Here is a 20,618-nt window from a genome sequence, read left to right on the forward strand (position 1 = left end):
CTACTTGTCGGTGTCGACGACGTCGACGCGCACTCGGCGCCCGTCGGCGAGCGCGGCGACGAGAGTGCGGACGGCCTTGGCGGTGCGACCGGAGCGTCCGATCACGCGGCCGAGGTCCTCGGGGTGCACGCGCACCTCGAGGACCTCTCCGCGCGGGGAGCTCGTGGCCACGACACTGACCTCATCGGGGTTCTCGACGATCCCCTTGACGAGGTGTTCGACGGCGGGAGCGAGCACTGACTACGCCTCGGTGGAGGTCTCGTCGGCGGTGTCCTCGACCGGGGCGGCCTTGGCCGGAGCCTCGGACTTCGGCTTGAGGACGGGCTTCTTCTTCGCGTCGACGACGAACGGAGCCTTGGGCTCCTTCACCTGGACCGTGCTGACGGCGTCGGCGTCGCCCTTGAAGCGGCCCCAGTCGCCGGTCAGCTTGAGGATCGCGGCGACCTGCTCGGTCGGCTGCGCGCCGACTCCGAGCCAGTACTGCGCGCGCTCCGAGTCGACCTGGATGAACGAGGGCTGCTCGGTCGGGTGGTACTTGCCGATCTCCTCGATCACGCGGCCGTCGCGCTTGGTGCGCGAGTCGGCGACGACGATGCGGTAGTAGGGCGCCCGGATCTTGCCGAGGCGCTTCAGACGAATCTTGACAGCCACAATTCTCCTGTGTGGTCGTTGACCGGTGTCCGGTCGATGATGGATGAACTGAGCCGTGAGCGTGGGGGCACACCCGGCGGAAGCTCGAGGGGGTTTCGTCGGCGGTGAGTAGAGGGTCGACCGCCTCGGACCCGACGGATCATTCTGCCAGAAAAACCGCCCCGGTGCGGGCCCGGCACGCCGCCGACCAGCGGCACCCTCGCGGGAGCGGGCCGCGCGGGACCCCGAAGGCCGCCGCCGGGGCTCTGCGTCCGCCCCGGCCGCAGGTGGCAGGATGGCGAGGCGCGTCCCGATCGGCGGACGCCCGGATCCGATGAGGACCACGCCATGGAGATCAGCTTCGCCGCATCAGACCGCTCCACGCTCGGGATCGAGTGGGAGGTCGCGATCGTCGACCGGCAGACGGGCGATCTCGCCAACGTCGCCGATGTGGTGCTGGAGGCGCTCCGCAGCGACGACGGCGCCCCGCACGCGCACATCACCGGCGAGCTCCTGCGCAACACGGTCGAGCTGGTCTCCGGCGTGCACACCTCCGTCCGCGACGCGGTCGCCGACCTGCAGGATCAGCTGCGGCAGGTGCGCGAGATCACCGACCCCATGGGACTCGACCTCGTGTGCTCGGGCACGCACCCGTTCGCGCAGTGGTTCGACCAGGCCATCACGGACAAGGAGCGGTACCACCGCCTCATCGACCGGACCCAGTGGTGGGGCCGGAACATGATGATCTGGGGCATCCACGTGCACGTCGGCATCGAGCACCGCGACAAGGTGCTGCCGATCCTCAACTCCCTGCTCGACTACTACCCGCACCTGCAGGCGCTCTCGGCGTCGAGCCCGTTCTGGGGCGGAGTCGACACGGGCTACGCCTCGAACCGCGCGCTGATGTTCCAGCAGCTGCCGACGGCGGGCCTGCCTCCGCAGTTCGGCGCCTGGGCGAACTACGAGGAGTACGTCGACGACATGATGCGCACCGGCGTCATCGACGATCACACGGAGGTCCGCTGGGACATCCGCCCCTCGCCGCAGTGGGGCACTCTCGAGATGCGCGCGTGCGACGGCCTCTCCTCCGCGGAGGAGATCGGAGCGGTCGCCGCGCTGATCCAGTGCCTCGTCGAGCACCTCTCGTCGCGGCTGGACGCGGGCGAGGACCTTCCGACGATGCAGCCCTGGTACGTGCGCGAGAACAAGTGGCGCGCGGCCCGCTACGGACTCGACGCCGAGATCATCCTCGACGCCGCCGGAGCGGAGCGGCTGGTCACCGACGACATCCGCGACCTGCTCGTCACCCTCGCACCGGTCGCCGAGCGCCTCGACTGCGTGAAGGAGCTCGGCGACGTCGAGCTGATCCTGGTCGCGGGAGCGAGCTATCAGCGCCAGCTGCGGACGGCCGCGGCGAACGACGGCGACCTCAAGGCGGTGGTCCGGGCGCTCGCGGGCGAGCTGCGCGACGGGCTCCGGGATCCCCGCTCATGACACGTCCCGCCCTCCTCGCCGCGGCCGCGATCGGCGCGCTGGCCCTCGGTCTCGCCGGCTGCTCGTCCTCGACGACGACCGGCCCGGCGACCGCGTCCCCCGCCGGCACCGCCACTCCCCTCCCGACCGTCACCGCCGATCCGCTGCCGCTCTCGATCGGCGGCTCTCTTCCCGTCGGCTCCCGGGTGACGATCGTCGGCGACAGCATTGTGCGCGGTCTGACGGTCGACCCGGAGCAGGCCTGGCCCGCACTCGTCGGCGACGACCTCGGCTGGGAGGTCACGAACCTGGGCTGCGACGGCGGCGGCTTCATCGAGCCGGGCGACTGCGGCGTCGCGATCGGCGACCGCGCGGAGGAGATCGCCGACACTCGGCCCGACGCGATCGTGCTGATCGCCAGCAGCAACGACCTGGGCTGGGATCCGGAGGACGTGGACGCCGCGATCGGGCCGGCGGTGGACGCGATCGTGTCCGCCTCGCCCTCGGCCCGGCTCATCGCGCTCGACTCGGTCTGGGGCCCCGACCCGCGCCCCTCCGATCTCGACGAGTACGACGCGGCGCTGGTCGAGGTCGTGACGGCCGCCGGCGGCGGTGCGCTGGAGTACCCGGACCCCCTCCGCGAGGACGGGCTGCTCGGCGAGGACGGCGTGCATCCCACCGTCGAGGGCCAGCGCGCCCTGGCCGACGCCTTCGAGGTGGCGGCCGAGAAGACCGGCCTCGCCCGGGCGGTGCCGACCGGCCAGAAGGCGACGGACGCGCCGGCGGCCTGACTCCGACGCGGGGCGCCGCCCTGACGGCGCCCCACCGGGTCAGCGCGCGGTGCTGTTCCGGCCGTCGCGCCAGCCGAGCAGGTCGCGCACGGGCGCGAGGTCGATGTCCGGACCGGTGATGCCGAGCGTGAACAGGCGGGCGCCCAGGTCGTACTGCTGGTCGAGCACGTCGAAGGAGGCGTCGCCGACACCGCCGCGCACGCTCGCGCCGGTCGAGATCTCGATCGCGGCCGGGTCGCGGTCGACGCGGCCGCACCACTCCGAGAGCACACCGAGCTTGCGCTCGAGCGTCGGGACGTCCGAGAAGCTGTGCCAGATGTCGGCGTGCTCGGCGACGATCCGCAGCGTCTTCTTCTCGCCGCCGCCGCCGATCATCACCGGGATGTCGCGGGTGGGCGCCGGGTTGAGCATCGACCACCGGCTGCGGATGCGCGGCATCGCCTCGGAGAGCTCGTCGAGGCGGGAGCCGGGAGTGCCGAACTCGTAGCCGTACTCCTCGTAGTCGCGCTCGAACCAGCCCGAGCCGATGCCGAAGATCAGACGGCCCTCGGCGCCCTTGGCGCTGATGTGGTCGACCGTGCGCGCCATGTCGGCGAGGAGGTCGGGGTTCCGGTAGCTGTTGCAGGTGACCAGCGGGCCGAACTCGATGCGGCTGGTCTGCTCGGCCCAGGCCGCGAGCATGCTCCAGCCCTCGAAGTGCAGGCCGTTCGGCTCTCCCGAGAGCGGGAAGAAGTGGTCCCAGTTGAAGGCGATGTCGACGCCGAGGTCCTCGAGCTCCGCGAGCGTGTCGCGGATGACCTCGTAGGGGACGTGCTGCGGTGCGATCTGGACGCCGATGCGGACGGGGCGCGCGTGTGCGGTTGTCATGCCCTCACGCTAGCGAGCGGTGCGCCTCACGGGGATCCCCGCTGCGGCCCGCGGAGGGACGGTGCGCTACTCCCCCGCCGGGTCCGGCGACGCCGAGGGCGCCTCGTCGCTCGTGGAGCGGGCGAGCTTGACGACGGTGGCCCCCTCGTCGTCGAACAGGCGGAGCCGTCCGCCGTCGAGCGAGGCCATCGCCGCCTCCGAGAAGATCATCGGCAGCGCGACGCCGTCGCAGGCGATCAGCGTGCTCGGCCCGGCCGAGACGGTGAGCGCGCCCGCCTGGTCGATCGACCACTCGCCCTGCGCGCCGTTGCAGCCGTCGGAGCCCGTCCAGGTCCCGTCCTCCGCGATCAGGAGGAACGGCACATCGGGCGCGTCGTAGGAGACGCCCGTCACCCAGCGGCCGACCAGGTCCTCCGGGGAGGGCGCCGTCATCGCGTCGACCCCGGAGCCCTCGGCGCAGCCGGTGAGCCCGAGCACGGCCGCGAGGACGAGGATCCCGCCCGCGCGTCCGGCCGCGACCCGCCTCATCGCCCGAGGAGCTTCTGCAGCTGCTCGAGCTCCTCCGGCGTGGGCTGGGCGCCCTTGCCGGCGCCGCCGCCCAGGCCGAAGCCGGAGCCGCCCGCATCGCCCGGGCGGGGCCCGGAGGTGATCGCCGCGTTCTCGGCCGCGCGCTTGGCGGGGTTGCCGGACTTGCTGCTCTTCTTCTTCTGCGGCTTCGGGCGGCCCTGGTAGCCGGCGCCGGGCACCGGGCCCATCCCGGGGACCGAGGGCATGCCGCCCTTGGCGACCGTCTTCATCATCTTGGCGGCCTGCTCGAAGCGCTGGACGAGCTGGTTGACGTCCGTGACCGTCATGCCGGAGCCGCGGGCGATGCGCAGGCGCCGCGAGCCGTTGAGCAGCTTCGGGTTGACCCGCTCCGCCTTCGTCATCGACTGGATGATCGCCTCGGTGCGCACGATCTCGCGCTCGTCGAACTGGTCGAGCTGCTCTCGCATGCCCTTCGCGCCGGGCAGCATGCCGATCATCTTCTTGATCGAGCCCATGTTGCGCAGCTGCTGCATCTGGCCGAGGAAGTCGTCGAGGGTGAACGTGTCCCCCATGATCTTCTCGGCGATCTTCCGCGCCTCGTCCTCGTCGAACGCGGACTGGGCCTGCTCGATGAGCGTCAGCACGTCGCCGAGGTCGAGGATGCGGCTCGCCATGCGGTCGGGGTGGAACTGCTCGAAGTCGTCGAGCGACTCGCCCGTGGAGGCGAAGAGGATCGGGCGGCCGGTGAGCGAGGCGACCGAGAGCGCCGCGCCTCCGCGGGCGTCGCCGTCGAGCTTGGAGAGGACGACGCCGGTGAAGTCGACGCCCTCCTGGAAGGCCTTGGCGGTCGCGACCGCGTCCTGGCCGATCATCGCGTCGATGACGAACAGGACCTCGTCGGGGTTCGTGACGCGGCGGATGTCGGCGGCCTGCTTCATCATGTCGGCGTCGACGCCGAGGCGTCCGGCCGTGTCGATGATGACCGTGTCGTACTGCTTGTCGGTCGCGAAGCGGATCGCGTTCTGGGCGACCTTGACCGGGTTGCCGACGCCGTTGCCCGGCTCCGGCGCGTAGACCGCGACTCCGGCCTGCTCGCCGACGACCTGCAGCTGCTGAACGGCGTTGGGGCGCTGGAGGTCGGCCGCGACGAGCAGCGGGGTGTGGCCGTCCTTGCCGAGGTACTTGCCGAGCTTGCCCGCGAGGGTCGTCTTGCCCGCGCCCTGGAGGCCGGCGAGCATGATGACGGTCGGCGGGCGCTTGGCGAACTCGAGCCGGCGCGACTGCCCGCCGAGGATCGCGACGAGCTCCTCGTTGACGATCTGGACGACCTGCTGGGCCGGATTGAGCGCCTTGTTGACCTCGTCGCCGAGGGCGCGCTCGCGCACCTTGCCGGTGAACTCCTTCACGACCTCCAGCGCCACGTCGGCGTCGAGGAGGGCCCGCCGGATCTCGCGGACGGTGCCGTCGACGTCCGACGCGGAGAGCTTGCCCTTCGTCCGGAGGTTCTTGAAGGTCTCGACGAGTCGATCGGAGAGGGTGCCGAAAGTAGCCATGATGCCCGGAATTCTACCGGAGGCCCGGAGGGTCGGCGGGCGGGGCCGCCGATCCGCTCACGATAGGCGCGATCACCACGGAGCGGATTAACTGGTCCGGGTCCAAGAACAGGGCTAGGGTGGCCCGGTGATCGAGACACTGGTGGCGGGCGACTCCGCGGACCCCCTGGACTACTCCGACGGCTGGGAGCTGCAGCGCCGCCTGCACGCCGAGGTGGTGGCGGGCTCGAGGCCGGACACCCTCGTGCTCTGCGAGCACTCCTCCGTCTACACCGCCGGCAAGCGCACCGAGGCGCACGAGCGCCCGGACGACGGCTCGCCCGTGGTCGACGTCGACCGCGGAGGGCGGATCACCTGGCACGGCCCGGGCCAGCTCGTCGGCTACCCGATCGTGCGGCTCGGCGAGCCCGTCGACGTGGTCGCCTACGTCCGCTCGCTGGAGGGCGTGCTGATCGCCGCTCTCGACGACCTGGGCGTGCAGGGGCGGCGCGTCGACGGGCGCTCGGGAGTGTGGATCCCGAGGGACGGCGGCGCCGACAAGATCGCCGCGATCGGCATCCGCGTCGCCTCGGGCGTGACGATGCACGGCTTCGCCCTCAACGTCTCGAACAGCCTCGAGCCCTACGCCCGCATCGTCGCCTGCGGCATCGCCGACGCCGGGGTGACCACGCTCGAGCGCGAGCGCGGCGAGGCTCCGCCCATGGAGGCGGTGCGGGCGCGGGTGGCGGCGCGCTTCTCGGAGGCGGCCCCCGCCTTCTCCGCCCGCATCGAGGAGGTCGCCGCGTGAGCGCCGAGGCCGGCGGCCGCAAGCTCCTGCGGCTGGAGATCCGCAACGCCGAGACGCCGATCGAGCGCAAGCCCGAGTGGATACGCACGAAGGCCTCGATGGGCCCGGAGTACCTGCAGCTGCAGTCGCTGGTGAAGAGCGAGGAGCTGCACACCGTCTGCCAGGAGGCGGGCTGCCCCAACATCTTCGAGTGCTGGGAGGACCGAGAGGCGACCTTCCTCATCGGGGGCGCCCAGTGCACCCGCCGCTGCGACTTCTGCCAGATCGACACCGGGAAGCCCGCGGACTACGACGCCGACGAGCCCCGGCGCGTCGGCGAGTCCGTGGCGCGGATGAACCTCCGCTACGCGACCGTCACCGGAGTCGCCCGCGACGACCTGCCGGACGAGGGCTCCTGGCTCTACGCCGAGACCATCCGCCAGATCCACGCCCAGGCTCCGGGCACGGGGGTCGAGATCCTGGTCCCGGACTTCACCGGCCGCGCCGAGCACCTGCAGAGGGTGTTCGACGCGGAGCCGGAGGTGTTCGCCCACAACGTCGAGACGGTGCCGCGGATCTTCAAGCGCATCCGGCCGGCCTTCCGCTACGAGCGCTCGCTCGACGTGCTCACTCAGGGCCGGGAGGCGGGGCTGATCACGAAGTCGAACCTCATCCTCGGCATGGGCGAGGAGCGGGAGGAGATCTCGCAGGCGCTGCAGGACCTCCACGACGCCGGCACCGACATCGTGACCATCACGCAGTACCTCCGCCCGACGCCGCGGCATCTGCCGGTGGACCGCTGGGTGCACCCGGAGGAGTTCGTGGCGATCAAGGAGGAGGCCGAGGACATCGGCTTCCTCGGCGTCCTCGCGGGGCCCCTGGTCCGCTCCTCCTACCGGGCCGGCCGGCTCTGGGCGCGCTCGATGGAGTCGAAGGGGCTGCCGGTCCCGGAGCACCTGCGCCACCTCGCAGACGCGGCGCTGGGCTTCTCGCAGGCCGTGTAGCCCGCCACCGGGACGGCGCCGGCGCGTCGTCCCGGGCGGGGCCGCTCAGCTGACGAGCTGCTGGGCGAAGACGTGGGGGGTGAAGCCGGTGAGGTCGCCGATGCCCTCGCCCTGGCCGACGAGCTTGATCGGGATGCCGGTGCGCTCCTGGACCGCGAGGACGAAGCCGCCCTTCGCGGAGCCGTCGAGCTTGGTGATGACCAGGCCGGTGACGCCCGCGTGCTCGATGAACGCCTCGGCCTGGCTCAGCCCGTTCTGACCGGTCGTCGCGTCGAGCACGAGCAGAATCTCGGAGATCGGGGCCTGCTTCTCGATGACGCGCTTGATCTTCGTGAGCTCGTCCATCAGCCCGCCCTTGGTGTGCAGGCGGCCGGCCGTGTCGATGATGACCATCTCGACGCCGGTGTCCTTCGCGAACTGCACGGTCTGGAAGGCGACGGACGCCGGATCCTGGCGCTCCTGCTGAGGGCGGACGATCTGGGCATCGGCGCGCTGCGCCCAGGTGGCGAGCTGGTCGACCGCCGCCGCGCGGAAGGTGTCGGCCGCGCCGACCACGACGCTCCGGCCGTAGTTGCGGAGGAACTTGGCGAACTTGCCGATGGTCGTGGTCTTGCCGACGCCGTTCACGCCGACCACGAGGATCACGGCGGGGCGCTCGCTGAGCTTGAGGGTCGTGTCGTACTTCGACAGACGCTCCTCGAGGGACTCGCGGAGCATCCGCTGCAGGTCGCGCGGGTCGGTGGTGGAGTAGCGGGCGACCTTGGCGCGGAGGTCGTCGACGATCTCCTCGGTGATGTCGGGGCCGAAGTCGGCGGTGATCAGCGCCGTCTCGAGGTCGTCCCAGGTCTGGTCGTCGATCGTGCGCTTCTCGAACAGGCCGCGCAGTGCGCGGCCGAGCGACCAGGAGGTGCGTTCTGCCATGGGTCCAGGCTACCGGCGGGCGCGCCTCCGAGCGGTCGGGGAGGCGGGTTCAGGCCGGGGGCGCGGCGACGCGCTGGCCGACGACGGCCGAGACGCCGTCCTGCCGCATCGAGACGCCGTAGAGGGCGTCCGCGATCTCCATGGTCCGCTTCTGGTGGGTGATGACGATCAGCTGGCTCGAGGTGCGCAGGTCCTCGAAGATGCTGAGCAGTCGGCCGAGATTCGCGTCGTCGAGAGCGGCCTCCACCTCGTCCATGATGTAGAAGGGGCTCGGCCGCGACTTGAAGATGGCGACCATGAACGCCACGGCCGCGAGCGAGCGCTCCCCTCCGGAGAGGAGCGACAGCCGCTCGATCTTCTTGCCGGCCGGCCGCACCGCGACCTCGATGCCGGTGGTGAGCAGGTTCTCCGGGTCGGTCAGGCGGATGCTGCCGGTGCCGCCGGGGAAGAGGACGGGGAACACGTCCGCGAACGCCGCCTGCGTGTCGTCGAAGGCGGAGGCGAACACCGTCTGCATCGTCTCGTCGAGCTCCTCGATGATGGTGAGCAGGTCCCGCCGGGTCCCGGTGAGGTCGGCCAGCTGCTCGGTCAGGAACGCGTGCCGCTGCTCCAGCGCGGCGAACTCCTCCAGCGCGAGCGGATTGACGCGGCCCAGCTGCCCCAGCTGCTTCTCGGCCTTCTCGAGGCGGCGGCGCTGCTCCTCGCGGACGTAGGGCCGCGGCTCCTGCTCCTCGTCCGTCTCGTCGGGGACGCCGACTCCGGGACCGTACTCCTCCACCAGCACGTCCTCAGTGAGCCCGAGCTCGGACGCGGCGCGCTCGAGCAGACCGGTGAGCTGCAGCCTCTTCTCGTAGATCTGCAGCTCGAGGCCGTGCACGCTCTCGGTGACGGACTGGAGCCGGTCGCGCACGCTCCCCTCCTCGCGGCGGAGCCCCTGCAGCTCGGCGTTCTGCTGCGAGCGCGCCGCCTCGGCCGCGACGAGCTCGGCCCGGGCCTGCTGGACGGAGCGGTCGACGGAGGCGAGGACGGCGGGGAGCGCGGCGGTCACCTCGGCCGCGGCGTCGCGCTGGCGACGGCGGATCACGGCGCGGCGCGCGGCCTCGTCGGCCGCGGCGCGGTCGGCGGCCAGCTGGCGGGCAAGCGCCTCCCCGCGGGACTGCTCCGCCCGCACCCGCTCCTTGGCGGTCTCGACGCCGAGCCGCGCCTCGATCTCGCGCTCGCGTGCGGTGTCGACGTCGCTCTGCAGACCGTCGCGCGCGCTCGCGTCGAGCACCGGCCGGGGCCTGGCGCGCGCGGCGTCGAGCGCCGACCTCGCCTCCTGGGCCGCGCGCTCGGCGTCGCCGACCCGGTCCGAGGCGACGGCCAGCGCCCTCGAGCCCCGGCCGTGCTCGGCGGTGGCCGCCTCGAGCTGGGCGCGCACGCCGCCGAGCCGCTCGGTGTGGGCGGCACGGGCGGCGTCGTGCTCGCGGAGGGCCGAAAGCGCGCTCGCCGCCTGCTCCTTCGCGCCGCGGAGCGCACCGGTCTGCTCGGCGAGCTCGAAGCGGAGCCGGTCGATCCCGCCCTCGACCTCCTCCAGCCGGGCGGCGGCGGAGTCGCGCTCGGAGACGAGCTCGATCCGGCTGCGCTGCCCGCCGGAGCCGGCGCTCTGCACGGCGTCGGAGACGGTCGCGCCGTCGCGGGTGACCAGGACGGTGCCCGGATCGATGCGCTCCCTCAGCCGCCGCGCCGCGGCGAGGTCCTCGACCACGAGCACGCGCTCGAGGAGCGAGAGGACCCCGGCCGGCGCCGTGACGAGGTCGCCCGCGCGTTCCGCCCCCTCGGGAACGGCGAGAGCGACGTGCGGCCGGGTGGCGTCGGCGACCAGCAGCTCGACGCGTCCGAGGTCGCGCTCCAGCGCGGCGTCCAGAGCCGCGTCGGCCCGGGTGGTCGACTCGACCAGCACGGCGTCGGCGACCGCGCCGAGGGCGGCGGCGATCGCGGCCTCGGAGCCCGGCCGCACCTGGATCCGCTCGGCGACCCGGCCGCGCACCCCCTCGATCCGGGCGGCGATCAGCTCGGCCGAGCCGTCCGAGACGTCGAGGGCCAGCGACAGGGCACCCGTGCGGGCGGCCAGCGCCTCGCGCTCGCGCTCCAGGGCGTGCAGCTCCTCGCGCAGCCGCTCGATTCCGGCCTCGACGGCCGAGACCGCGGACTGGGCGAGCTCGTAGCCCTCGTCGAGGCCGCCGTCGGGGCCGCGGCCCGCGTCGTCCAGCTCGGCCTCCAGAGCGTCGAGCGCCCGCCGCGCCGCCTCCTTCCGCCGGTCGGCCGCGTCGAGGGTGTTCTGCGCGCGCAGGACCTCGCCCCGGACGGACGCGAGACGGGAGGCGGCGGTGTCGGCCTGCCCCGAGAGGGTGGAGAGCTCGAGGTCGTAGCGCGAGACGAGGGCCGCCTGCGCGGCGATCTCCTCGTCGACCGCGTCGAGGGCGGAGCGGGCGGCGACGGTCGTGCGCTGCGCCTGGACCCACGCCGTCTCCGCGTCGAGGACGGCCTGCCGCAGGCGCTCCAACTCGACCCGCGCCTCCTCCACCTGCGCCGGCGTCACGCGCGGCTGGATCTGCGGCTGCTCGGACTCGAGCTCGAGCATCGCGAGCCGCTGCCCGGCGAGGGCCGAGAGGTTGCGCAGCCGCTCCTGCACCGACTCCAGCTCGAACGAGGTGCGCCGGGCGTCGTCGACCGCGTCGCCGACCACCTCCGCCTCGATCCGCGCTCGCCGGAGCGTCGCCTGCTCGAGCCGCTGCTGCAGGACCACCCGCTCGCTGTGCCGCTCGCTCTCGGTGCGGGCGAAGCCGTCCAGAGCGGTCCGGAGCTCGACCACGTCGTCGGCGAGCAGGCGCGCCCGGGCCTCGCGCACCACGGCGGCGATCGTCTGAGCCTGCCGTGCGACCTCGGCCTGGCGCCCGAGGGGCTTGAGCTGGCGCCGGATCTCGCCCGCGAGGTCGGAGAGGCGGGTCAGGTTCGCCTGCATCGCCTCGAGCTTGCGGAGCGTCTTCTCCTTGCGGCGTCGGTGCTTGAGGATCCCGGCGGCCTCCTCGATGAACCCGCGCCGCTCCTCGGGGGTCGCGTGCAGCACGGCGTCGAGCTGTCCCTGCCCCACGATGACGTGCATCTCGCGCCCGAGACCGGAGTCGCTCAGAAGCTCCTGCACGTCGAGCAGCCGGCAGCCGCGTTCGTTGATCGCGTACTCGCTGCCGCCGTTGCGGAAGAGGGTCCGGGTGATCGTCACCTCGGTGTACTCGATCGGCAGGGCGCCGTCCGAGTTGTCGATGGTGAGCGCGACCTCGGCGCGGCCGAGGGGTCCGCGGGTGGAGGTGCCCGCGAAGATGACGTCCTCCATCTTGCCGCCGCGGAGCGTCTTCGCCCCCTGCTCCCCCATCACCCAGGCGAGCGCGTCGACGACGTTGCTCTTGCCCGAGCCGTTGGGGCCGACGACGCAGGTGACCCCCGGCTCGAAGGCGAACGTGGTCGGCTGAGCGAAGGACTTGAACCCCTTGAGGGTCAGGCTCTTCAGGTACACCCGGCCGCCTCGCTCCCGTCCACAACGCCTCCACGGTAGCCGACGGCCGCGGCCGGGCCGGGAGGCGGAGCCCCGACCGGCCGACGGACCGCCGCGATCCCGCACCGGAACAGGCGCAGGAGGCCGCCGCGGGCGCCGGGACGTGCACACTGGGGTGGTGAACCGCACCCCAGACCCGGCGCTCCGGATCCGCGAGCTCGCGATCCCCGAGGCCGTGGGCGCCGACGGCTGGAGCGACTTCCTCGCCCTGACCGCGATCGGCGATGCGGTGGGGACCGCCCCGAACTGCCGGGCCGTCTACACCTGGAACGCCGAGGAGAACCGACCGATGCTCGCCGTGAACGAGGCCGTCGGCTTCACCCCCGTCGCCCACGAGGGCCAGTGGAGGAAGGAGCTCTCATGACCCCGCTCGTCGAGCCCGGACCGCCGCTGACCGCCGCCGAGCGCGAGAGGTTCGCCCGGCAGATCCGCCTGGCGCCCCTCGGGGAGCTCGGACAGCGGCGCCTCCGGAACGCGCGCGTGCTGATCCTCGGCGCGGGCGGCATCGGCTCGCCGGTGATCACGGCGCTCGCCGCTGCCGGGATCGGGCGGCTCGGCATCGTGGACGGCGACGTCGTCGAGGTCTCGAACCTGGCGCGGCAGACGGCGCACGACGACTCCTCGGTGGGCCGGTCGAAGGCGGAGTCGGCGGCGGCGACCGCGCGGCGGCTCTCCCCCGGCATCGACGCACGGGCCTTCCCGGTGTCGCTGACCTCGGCCAACGTCGACGCCCTGGTGGCGGGCTGGGACGTCGTGGTCGACGGCTTCGACACCTTCGGCGCGCGCTACCTCGCCTCGGACGCGACGACGCGCGCCGGGATCCCGCACGTGTGGGGGTCGGCGCTCGGCTTCGACGGGCAGCTCTCGACCTTCTGGGCCGGCGCTCCGGGCGGAGGGGTGACCCTGCGCGCGCTGCACCCCGAGGCCGAGGACGCGGGCGACAGCTGCTCGACGGTGGGCGTGCTGGGCGCGCTCTGCGCGCTGATCGGCTCGGCCATGGCGGCCGAGGTCGTGAAGCTCGTGACCGGGGCGGGCGAGCCGCTGTTCGGTCGCGTCCTCGTGCACGACGCCCTCGACTCCTCCTGGGCCGAGCTCCCTCTCGAGCGGCGGGTGCCGCCGGTCCCGGAGCGGCGGGCCGCGGCGGGCTCGATCACGGCGGCCGAGCTGCGGGAGCGGCTGGCCGGGCCGACGCCCCCGACCGTCGTCGACCTCCGCGAGGACGACGAGGACCGGACCGTCGCGGTGCCCGGTGCCGTGCGGATGCCGATGTCGCGCTTCGACCCCGTCGCTCTGCCGGCCGGTCCGCTCGTGCTGCACTGCGCCTCCGGGGTCCGATCGCGTCTCGCGGCGGAGCGCGCGGCGGCGGCGGGCGTGGCGTCCGACTCGCTCGACGGCGGGATGGCGTCGTGGCGGGAGCGGTGACCCGTGCCGCGGCCGCGTGCGCCGCGGAACGGGTGGGGTGAGGCGCACCCAGGGCCCTGCCGATCGGCGACCCGGGATGTTCGGTGCTCGCAGCGGAGAGGATCCGTCCTTCTCCGCGGATCAGGGCGGAGCAGTGTCCGAAGCTGATCGGCGGTGGCGTGCTCGCGGCCACCGTTCCGAGGAGAGCACCCATGCCGACGCCTTCACCGCACTCCGCGCGGCAGGCGGCGCTGCTCGATCCTCCCGACCCGCTCGACCCCGGCGCGGAGGCGTGATGCCCGAGGTCTGGAGTCCCGCCGAGAGGCGGCTGCGTCGGCTCGGCTGGATTCCGCGGCGCCCCCTGCCGCGAGGTGCCGTCTGCGACGCGATCGTCTCGCCGCGCCTCAGCCTCAGCCGCGCCTGGCTGCAGACCGGGGAGTTCGAGGTCCTTCCCCATCCCGGAAGGCTCCGCGTGCTCTTCAGCCTCGACGGGACCGGCCGCCTCTCCGCCCGGGGCCGCGACCACCGGCTCCCGGCCGGCAGCGCTCTCGTGACCCGCGCCTCGACGGTGCAGTACGCGGCGGCGCTCAGTCCGTGGGCGCGCTTCGAGTGGCAGCTGCGCCCCTCGGTGCTCCGCGCGAGCGAGTTCGCCTCGCTCACGGACCGGGTCCTCGCCCTCCCCGAGGCCTACTGGCGCGCACTCACCGGTGCGGCGAACACCGTCCTCACTTTCGGCGTCGAGCCCTCGGACGCGGCCTTCGAGCACTTCGAGATCGCGAGCGAGCACCTCCTGGCCTCGGCCTTCTCGGCGCTGCTGCCCTCCTCCGACCGGGAGGACCGGTCCCCCGCCGCCGTGTATGCGAACGGCACGCGCCTGATCGAGCGGCACTACCGCGACCGCTCCTTCACGGTGGAGACGCTCGCGGAGAGTCTCGGCGTGTCGGTCAGCCACCTGCACCGGGCGTTCTCAGCCGCCGGCACCACCCCTCGTCAGCGGATCGAGCGCGCACGGGCCTTCGAGGCGCAGCGCCTCCTCGACGAGCTCGGCCCACGGGCGGCGACGGACCTGGACCGCGTGGCGCGGTCGGCCGGCTTCAGCTCGCGGATCCACATGCAGCGGACCCTCCGCCGGATCGACGACGCGGGCTGACGTGCGCCGCCGCGTCCCCCGCGCCGGACGGGCTCCCGGCGAGGAGGCGCCCTGAGTGGCTCCCCCGGTCCGGCGGCGCGACGGAACGTCCACGGTCGGGCATGGAACCTCGTCGCGGCCCGTTCCGCGTCGACCGGAGGCCGGACGTTCGGCAGGATCGGCGCGTCCACCACCCCTCGCACGAAAGAAAGAAAAGGAACACCATGACGGACACCAACGCCCTGGACCCGACGGCAGCGCACTCGCGCTCCCTCCCACCGCGGATCGACTCGACCGGCGGGGGGCCCGCCCGGCGGACGATCATGTCGGGTGCGGCCTGGTCCGTCCCCGTCGTCGCCGCGGCGGTCGCGACCCCCGCGGCCGCCGCGTCCACCGGCCTCACCCTCGCCTTCGACGCCCCGGCGTACTCCTTCCCCGCCTGCACCACGAGAACGGTCTCCGTCCTCGCCACGACCAACGGCGCTCCCGCTGCCGGCGACACGGTCACCATCACTCTCCCCGCCGGCCTGACCAGCGGCGGCGCGCAGACCGTCAGGGCGACGACCGGCGCGGACGGACGCGTGAGCATCCCGGTCACGGCCGGGAACGTGGCGCAGAACGGCATCACCCTCTCCGCCGTCTCCGGCGCCGCGGGCGCGACGGCGACCGCGAGCACCACCGCGACCACGGGGACCGCCGTCCGGTACGTCACCGACGGCGGACGGACGACGACGGAGTCGAACGGCAACGTGCCCTCGGGAGCCAAGACCGTCGGACCCCGGTACTACCTGACGGAGTCGGGCGAGCTCTATCACGGCGGGGGGCGGATCGCGCGCGGCGTCACCAGCGTCCAGGGCTTCCGCGACGAGCAGAACCGCGACGTCGCCGACTTCGTCGTCGACGGCGTCTTCTACCGCTTCGTCACCGGAGAGGCCGCGCCGAAGGCCATCGGGAGCGGCGTGCCGGCCGGATCGACGGTCCATGCGCCCGCCTTCTACGTCACACCGAACGGCGAGCTGCGGCGCGCCGGCGGAGCCCTCGTGACCACCGGAGTGACGAGCGCGGACTCCTTCCGCGACCAGAGCAACAACGACGTCATCGACGTGATCGTCGGCTCGGAGCTCGTCCGCTACATCTCCTCCACGAAGAACCAGGTCTACGCCAGGAACGTTCCGGCAGGATCGACGGCCTTGGCGCCCTCGTACCACCTGACGCCGGACGGGCGCCTCTTCAACAGCAGCATCCTGGTCGCCACCGGGGTGACCAGTGCCGACGCCTACCGCGATCGACAGAACCGTGACGTCGTGGACGTGATCCAGAACGGCGCTCTCGTCCGGTACGGCGCATTCGCGGACAGGACGCAGCCGCAGATCCGCGTCGCCTCCGGTGTGCCCTCCGACGCCACCATCTTCGCGCCGGACGCCTACGTGACCCGGGACGGCCGGGCCTTCGTCAGCGGCGTGCTGGTCGCCACCGGAGTCTCCTCGGCGTTCGGATTCCTCGACGTGCAGAACCGCAACGTGCTCGACACGATGACCAACGTCCTGTGCCCGTGACGCACGGGATCGGCCGCTGATCCGGTCCTGCCCCGCCGCACGCGGGTCCGAGGGAGGCGTCCCGCGGGTCCCTGTGCGGCGGGACAGGACCAGTCCGTCTTCGGGATGCAGCGTCCTCCAGAAGCGCGGACGCACCTGCTGCGGACCGCGCGGATCGGAAGCACCGGTCCGGACGAGGACGGCTCGTCAGGGAGCGCTCTTCGGGGTCAGCCGCCGGCGAACGGCGGCAGGACGTCGACCGCGGCATCGGGACGCAGCGGCGTGGCCCTGTTCGCGGTCGACACGCCGTCGACCAGGTAGGTGCACCGTGCGAGCACGTCGGCGGCCGAGGGCGCGGAGGCGACGAGTCTCTCCTCGAGAGCGCCCAGGTCGGGCACCTCGTCGAGCTCGTCGGAACCACGGCCGAGGGCGGCCTTGGCCGCCGCGAAGTAGCGGACCCGCATGCTCATCCGCCGATCGCGCTCATCGTGCGCTCGGGCTGCACGAAGCCCGCCCGGTTCATCTCGTGTCCCGCGGGCTTGGCCCACATCGCCCCGCGCCAGAGCTGGGCGACCTCGTGGTCGTCCGCGCCCGCGCGCATCGGGCCGAGCAGGTCCGTCTCCTCGTTCGAGAAGAGGCAGCTGCGGACACCTCCTTCGGCGGTGAGCCGGGTGCGGCGGCAGTCGTCGCAGAAGTTCTCGGTGACGGACGCGATGATCCCCACCTGGCCGAGCACCTCGGACCCCCCGGCCTCGCGGACGTCGAAGAGCTCGGCGGGGGCGCCGTCACGGGGGGCCGCGTGCGGGCTGAGCGAGAAGCGCTCCGAGAGCAGCGCCCGGATGTCCGCGGCGGTGATCATGGTCGCGCGGTCCCAGCCGTGGTCGGCGTCGAGCGCCATCTGCTCGATGAAGCGGAGCTGGTGGCCTCCCGCGAGGGCCCAGGCGAGCAGCTCCGGGGCCTCGTGGTCGTTGATCCCGGGCAGGAGCACCGCGTTGATCTTGGTCTGGTCCAGGCCGGCGGGACCGAGCGCGTCGATGCCCGCGAGCACGCGGTCGAGGAACGGGCGACGGGTGACCTTCGCGAAGGTCTCGGCGCAGATGGAGTCGAGCGAGACGTTGACGCGGTTCAGACCGGCGTCGGCGAGCGCCGCCGCCCGACCCGACAGGCCGATCGCGTTCGTGGTGAGCGAGATCTCGGGGCGCGGGTCGAGGGAGGCGACGTCACGGATGATGTCGACGAGGTCCTTGCGCAGGAGCGGCTCGCCGCCGGTGAAGCGGATCTGGCGGACGCCGAACTGCTCCACGGCGATGCGCGCGAGGCGGAGGATCTCCTCACGGCTGAGCAGGGACGCGGGCGGCTGGAACGGAAGGCCCTCCGCCGGCATGCAGTAGGTGCAGCGCAGATTGCACTTGTCCGTCAGCGAGATCCGCAGATCGTCCGCGACGCGCCCGTAGGTGTCCAGGAGGAGCGGGGTGGCGGGGCGGTCGGCCGGGAGGACCGCGCTGCGCTGTCGGGGCCGGAGGCCCGGGATCCCCAGTGCTGTGCTCATCCGCTCACACTACGCCGCGGAACCGGGCGCGACCCGGCAAGATGGACTCGGTCCCGCCGCCGGTCGGGCTCCGCCGCTCGCGAGAGGACACGATGACCTCGATCGACCTGCACGCCGCCCGGGTGCGGGCGCTGCTCGCGCCGCTGGCCACGCGGGGCGCCCGCGAGACGCTGAGCCTGGAGCCGGCCGCCGTCGCCGCCGATCCGGGCGCGTACGACCGGCGGGTCCTCGCCCGCTCCGTCGACTCCCCGCTCGACCTGCCGCGCTTCGACAACTCGCAGATGGACGGCTTCGCGGTGCGGGCGGCCGACCTCGACGCGGCGGCGCCGGAGCATCCCGTCGCCCTGCCCGTCTCGGCGCCGATCCCCGCGGGCGACCGGGCGCCGCGGCACGAGCCCGGCACGGCGACACCGATCATGACCGGCTCGCCGCTGCCGGTGGGGGCCGACGCCGTCGTCCCGGTCGAGCGCGTCGATCCTCCGCGCTTCCCCGCGGAGGGCAGCGTCGCCTTCGCGCACCCGGTGGTGCCGGCGACCTTCGTCCGAGCCCGGGGCAGCGACGCCCGCCGCGGCGAGCTCGCCCTCCCGGCCGGCACGGTCCTCCGCGCGGCCCACTACGGACTCCTCGCCTCCCTCGGGCTGACCGAGGCGGAGGTGCTGCCGCGACTCCGGGTGCTCGTCGTCCCCACCGGCAACGAGATCCGTCCCGCAGGCGCCGTCCTCGAGGAGGCGCAGATCCACGACGCGAACGGCGCCCTGCTGGCCGAGGCCGTCCGCGAGGCGGGCGCGCTGCCCGTCGTCGCCGCCTGCACGAGCGATCGGGCCGAGGACCTCCTGGCGCTGCTCGAGGAGCACGCGGGCGCGGCCGACCTGGTGATCACGGTCGGCGGTGTCAGCGCGGGCGCCTACGAGGTCGTCCGCGACGCGCTCGGCCCGGCGGGCTCGGAGTTCGGCCACGTCGAGATGCAGCCGGGCGGCCCGCAGGGCCTCGGTCTCGTGCGCGTGGCCGAGGGGCTGCACCTGCCGGTCGTCTCGCTTCCCGGGAACCCGGTGAGCGCCCTGGTCTCGTTCGAGGTGTTCCTCCGGCCCGTGCTGCGCTCGCTCGCGGGACGGACGCCCGCCGAGCGGCCGCGGCTCCGTGCGCGCCTCGGCACGGCGCTCGACTCGCCCGCGCACCTGCACCAGATCCGCCGCGGAGTCCTCGACGACGAGGGCTTCGTGCACCCGGTGGGCGGGCCCGGCTCGCACCTGCTGGCGTCCTACGCCCGCTCCACCGTGCTCATCCACGTCCCCGTCGGGACGGACCACGCAGCGACCGGCGACACGGTCGAGATCTGGAGGATCGATGACTGAGAGCGATCGGCTCACCCATGTGCGCGTCGACGGAGCCGTGCACATGGTCGATGTGAGCGCGAAGGAGGTCACGGCGCGCACCGCCGTCGCCGAGGGCTACGTCGAGACCTCGCCCGAGGTGGTGCGGCTCCTCGAGCAGGGCGAGCTGCCCAAGGGCGAAGCGCTCGGCGTGGCGCGGATCGCCGGGATCCTCGGCGCGAAGGCGACCTCGACCCTCATCCCGCTCTGCCACCCGCTGGCGCTGGACGGCGTCGACGTGGACCTCGAGCCGCAGGACGGCCGCGTCCGGATCGAGGCGCGCGTGCGCACGACCGGGCGCACCGGTGTCGAGATGGAGGCGCTGACCGCGGTCAGCGTGGCCGCCCTGACGGTCTACGACATGATCAAGGCGGTCGATCGCGGTGCCGCGATCACCGGTATCCGTGTGCTCGCGAAGGCGGGCGGGAGGAGCGGCTCGTGGACGAGCGGAGGAACCCCGTGACGCGGCGGGCGGTGGCGGTCGTCGCCTCCACCCGTGCCGCCTCCGGCGTGTACGAGGACCGGACGGGACCGGCGCTCGAGGCCTGGTTCACCACCCGCGGCTGGGAGTCCCGGGTGGTCGTCGTGGCCGACGGCGACGCGGTGGGCGAGGCGATCGCCGACGCGATCGGCAGCGGAGTCGACGTGGTCGTGACCACCGGCGGGACGGGCGTCGCCCCGAGCGACGTCACCCCGGAGCAGACCGCCCCCCTCCTGGAGCGGCCCCTGCCCGGCCTCGCCGAGGCGGTGCGCGCCAAGGGCGCCGCCCACGTCCCGACCGCCGTGCTCAGCCGCGGGCTCGCCGGCGTCAGCGGCCGCACCGTCGTGGTGAACCTCCCCGGCTCCCCCGGCGGCGTCCGCGACGGGATCGACGTGCTCGACCCGGTGATCGGGCACCTGCTCGACCAGCTCGGAGGCGGCGACCATGCCCGCTGAGCCGGTCGCCCTCGCCCGGCTCGCGGCCGAGGCCATCACCGTCGACGAGTGCGAGCAGGCGGTCGACTCCCCGACGCACGGCGCCGTCGTGACCTTCGCGGGCGTCGTCCGCGACCACGACGAGGGCCGCGGCGTGCTCCGGCTGTCCTACGAGGCGCACCCGGACGCCCCCGCCGCACTCCTCGCCTCCGCCCGCCGCATCGTCGAGCGCTGGCCCGACGTCCGGATCGCCGCCGTGCACCGGGTCGGCGACCTCGTGGTCGGCGACCTCGCCCTCGCCTGCGCCGTGGCCTCGGCCCACCGCGCGGCGGCCTTCGAAGCCTGCGCGGCACTGGTCGACGACATCAAGGCGTCGGTGCCGATCTGGAAGGAGCAGTCCTTCGTCGACGGCAGCTCGGAGTGGGTCGCGAGCCTCGGCTGAATCCCGAGCCCGTCCCTGCCGGGCTCGGCGCAGTCGGCTTTTCGGGGTGGATGCGATTCGCAGAGCGGGGAGCGATCGCCTAGACCGATCCGCTGGCACGCGGATCGATCGTTCGGCTCGGGGGGAGAGCGGAGGGGTGGCGGGTCGACGTC

The 20,618-nt window shown here is 73.4% G+C and carries 21 protein-coding genes; 12 read left to right on the forward strand and 9 right to left on the reverse strand.

Going from position 1 to position 20,618, the window contains the following annotated elements:
* Together C5C57_RS05770 and rpsP are read right to left on the reverse strand one after the other, a co-directional pair.
* The gene (locus tag C5C57_RS05770) at positions 1 to 237 is read right to left on the reverse strand and encodes an RNA-binding protein (RefSeq protein WP_068210678.1); all 237 of its coding nucleotides are present in this window, start codon (positions 235 to 237) and stop codon (positions 1 to 3) included.
* Positions 238 to 240: 3 nt separating this feature from the next.
* Positions 241 to 651, reverse strand: coding sequence for a 30S ribosomal protein S16 (gene rpsP / locus C5C57_RS05775; RefSeq protein WP_104223912.1), 411 nt, complete (start codon positions 649 to 651; stop codon positions 241 to 243).
* Positions 652 to 978: 327 nt separating this feature from the next.
* On the opposite strand from rpsP, the gene C5C57_RS05780 reads away from it, so the two are divergent.
* Positions 979 to 2,124, forward strand: coding sequence for a glutamate--cysteine ligase (locus C5C57_RS05780; RefSeq protein WP_104247632.1), 1,146 nt, complete (start codon positions 979 to 981; stop codon positions 2,122 to 2,124).
* The gene (locus C5C57_RS05785; protein WP_104247633.1) at positions 2,121 to 2,894 is read left to right on the forward strand and encodes an SGNH/GDSL hydrolase family protein; all 774 of its coding nucleotides are present in this window, start codon (positions 2,121 to 2,123) and stop codon (positions 2,892 to 2,894) included. Before C5C57_RS05780 ends, C5C57_RS05785 begins: the two co-directional genes overlap by 4 nt.
* 39 nt (positions 2,895 to 2,933) lie before the next feature.
* On the opposite strand, the gene C5C57_RS05790 is transcribed toward C5C57_RS05785, so the two are convergent.
* The 3 genes from C5C57_RS05790 to ffh all read right to left on the reverse strand — a co-directional run bounded on the left by C5C57_RS05790 (position 2,934) and on the right by ffh (position 5,842).
* Positions 2,934 to 3,761 carry an LLM class F420-dependent oxidoreductase gene (locus tag C5C57_RS05790; RefSeq protein WP_104223915.1) on the reverse strand — a complete coding sequence of 276 codons (828 nt, stop codon included), beginning with the start codon at positions 3,759 to 3,761 and terminating at the stop codon, positions 2,934 to 2,936.
* Positions 3,762 to 3,827: 66 nt separating this feature from the next.
* On the reverse strand, positions 3,828 to 4,289 hold the full coding sequence (locus C5C57_RS05795; RefSeq protein ID WP_104223916.1) for an META domain-containing protein: 462 nt from the start codon (positions 4,287 to 4,289) through the stop codon (positions 3,828 to 3,830).
* A complete protein-coding gene (gene ffh, locus C5C57_RS05800; RefSeq protein WP_104226882.1) occupies positions 4,286 to 5,842 on the reverse strand; it encodes a signal recognition particle protein in 1,557 nt (518 codons plus the stop codon). Before ffh ends, C5C57_RS05795 begins: the two co-directional genes overlap by 4 nt.
* Positions 5,843 to 5,969: 127 nt before the next feature.
* Between ffh and lipB the strand changes: the two genes are divergently transcribed.
* Positions 5,970 to 6,629, forward strand: coding sequence for a lipoyl(octanoyl) transferase LipB (gene lipB, locus C5C57_RS05805; RefSeq protein ID WP_104226883.1), 660 nt, complete (start codon positions 5,970 to 5,972; stop codon positions 6,627 to 6,629).
* Positions 6,626 to 7,612: a lipoyl synthase gene (gene lipA, locus C5C57_RS05810; protein ID WP_104247634.1), complete on the forward strand. Its 987-nt coding sequence runs from the start codon at positions 6,626 to 6,628 to the stop codon at positions 7,610 to 7,612. Before lipB ends, lipA begins: the two co-directional genes overlap by 4 nt.
* 45 nt (positions 7,613 to 7,657) lie before the next feature.
* On the opposite strand, the gene ftsY is transcribed toward lipA, so the two are convergent.
* Positions 7,658 to 8,533 (reverse strand): signal recognition particle-docking protein FtsY, encoded by an 876-nt coding sequence (gene ftsY, locus C5C57_RS05815; protein ID WP_104223920.1) that lies wholly within the window; start codon positions 8,531 to 8,533, stop codon positions 7,658 to 7,660.
* 49 nt (positions 8,534 to 8,582) lie between these two features.
* Positions 8,583 to 12,086, reverse strand: a complete 3,504-nt coding sequence (smc, locus tag C5C57_RS05820; RefSeq protein ID WP_104297424.1) for a chromosome segregation protein SMC — start codon at positions 12,084 to 12,086, stop codon at positions 8,583 to 8,585.
* Between the two features lie 157 nt (positions 12,087 to 12,243).
* On the opposite strand from smc, the gene C5C57_RS18600 reads away from it, so the two are divergent.
* From C5C57_RS18600 to C5C57_RS05840, 4 genes are all read left to right on the forward strand, one after another.
* Complete coding sequence (locus C5C57_RS18600) at positions 12,244 to 12,489, forward strand: hypothetical protein (protein ID WP_146081510.1); 246 nt, start codon at positions 12,244 to 12,246, stop codon at positions 12,487 to 12,489.
* Positions 12,486 to 13,547, forward strand: a complete 1,062-nt coding sequence (locus C5C57_RS05830; protein ID WP_104260568.1) for a ThiF family adenylyltransferase — start codon at positions 12,486 to 12,488, stop codon at positions 13,545 to 13,547. Before C5C57_RS18600 ends, C5C57_RS05830 begins: the two co-directional genes overlap by 4 nt.
* Before the next feature lie 274 nt (positions 13,548 to 13,821).
* On the forward strand, positions 13,822 to 14,676 hold the full coding sequence (locus tag C5C57_RS05835) for an AraC family transcriptional regulator (RefSeq protein ID WP_104226887.1): 855 nt from the start codon (positions 13,822 to 13,824) through the stop codon (positions 14,674 to 14,676).
* A 203-nt stretch (positions 14,677 to 14,879) separates the two neighbouring features.
* Entirely contained in the window at positions 14,880 to 16,211 is a 1,332-nt protein-coding gene (locus C5C57_RS05840) for a hypothetical protein (protein WP_104226888.1), read from the forward strand.
* Between the two features lie 206 nt (positions 16,212 to 16,417).
* Here C5C57_RS05840 and C5C57_RS05845 read toward each other — a convergent pair whose 3' ends face one another.
* Both C5C57_RS05845 and moaA read right to left on the reverse strand, forming a co-directional pair.
* Entirely contained in the window at positions 16,418 to 16,660 is a 243-nt protein-coding gene (locus tag C5C57_RS05845; protein ID WP_104247637.1) for a MoaD/ThiS family protein, read from the reverse strand.
* On the reverse strand, positions 16,657 to 17,739 hold the full coding sequence (moaA, locus tag C5C57_RS05850; RefSeq protein ID WP_104247638.1) for a GTP 3',8-cyclase MoaA: 1,083 nt from the start codon (positions 17,737 to 17,739) through the stop codon (positions 16,657 to 16,659). Before moaA ends, C5C57_RS05845 begins: the two co-directional genes overlap by 4 nt.
* A gap of 92 nt (positions 17,740 to 17,831) precedes the next feature.
* Here moaA and glp point away from each other — a divergent pair, with 92 nt between their 5' ends.
* Genes glp through C5C57_RS05870 form a run of 4 tightly spaced genes read left to right on the forward strand, consistent with a single transcriptional unit; the run spans position 17,832 to position 20,466 of the window.
* Complete coding sequence (gene glp / locus C5C57_RS05855) at positions 17,832 to 19,091, forward strand: gephyrin-like molybdotransferase Glp (protein ID WP_104297430.1); 1,260 nt, start codon at positions 17,832 to 17,834, stop codon at positions 19,089 to 19,091.
* Complete coding sequence (gene moaC, locus C5C57_RS05860; RefSeq protein ID WP_104297426.1) at positions 19,084 to 19,572, forward strand: cyclic pyranopterin monophosphate synthase MoaC; 489 nt, start codon at positions 19,084 to 19,086, stop codon at positions 19,570 to 19,572. Before glp ends, moaC begins: the two co-directional genes overlap by 8 nt.
* Entirely contained in the window at positions 19,548 to 20,045 is a 498-nt protein-coding gene (locus C5C57_RS05865) for a molybdenum cofactor biosynthesis protein B (RefSeq protein WP_244229433.1), read from the forward strand. Before moaC ends, C5C57_RS05865 begins: the two co-directional genes overlap by 25 nt.
* Positions 20,035 to 20,466 carry a molybdenum cofactor biosynthesis protein MoaE gene (locus tag C5C57_RS05870; protein WP_104223928.1) on the forward strand — a complete coding sequence of 144 codons (432 nt, stop codon included), beginning with the start codon at positions 20,035 to 20,037 and terminating at the stop codon, positions 20,464 to 20,466. The genes C5C57_RS05865 and C5C57_RS05870 overlap by 11 nt, the downstream gene beginning before the upstream one ends.
* The last annotated feature ends 152 nt before the right edge of the window (positions 20,467 to 20,618 follow it).

This window comes from Rathayibacter sp. AY1C5 (genome assembly GCF_002931705.1).
Classification (GTDB): Bacteria; Actinomycetota; Actinomycetes; order Actinomycetales; family Microbacteriaceae; genus Rathayibacter.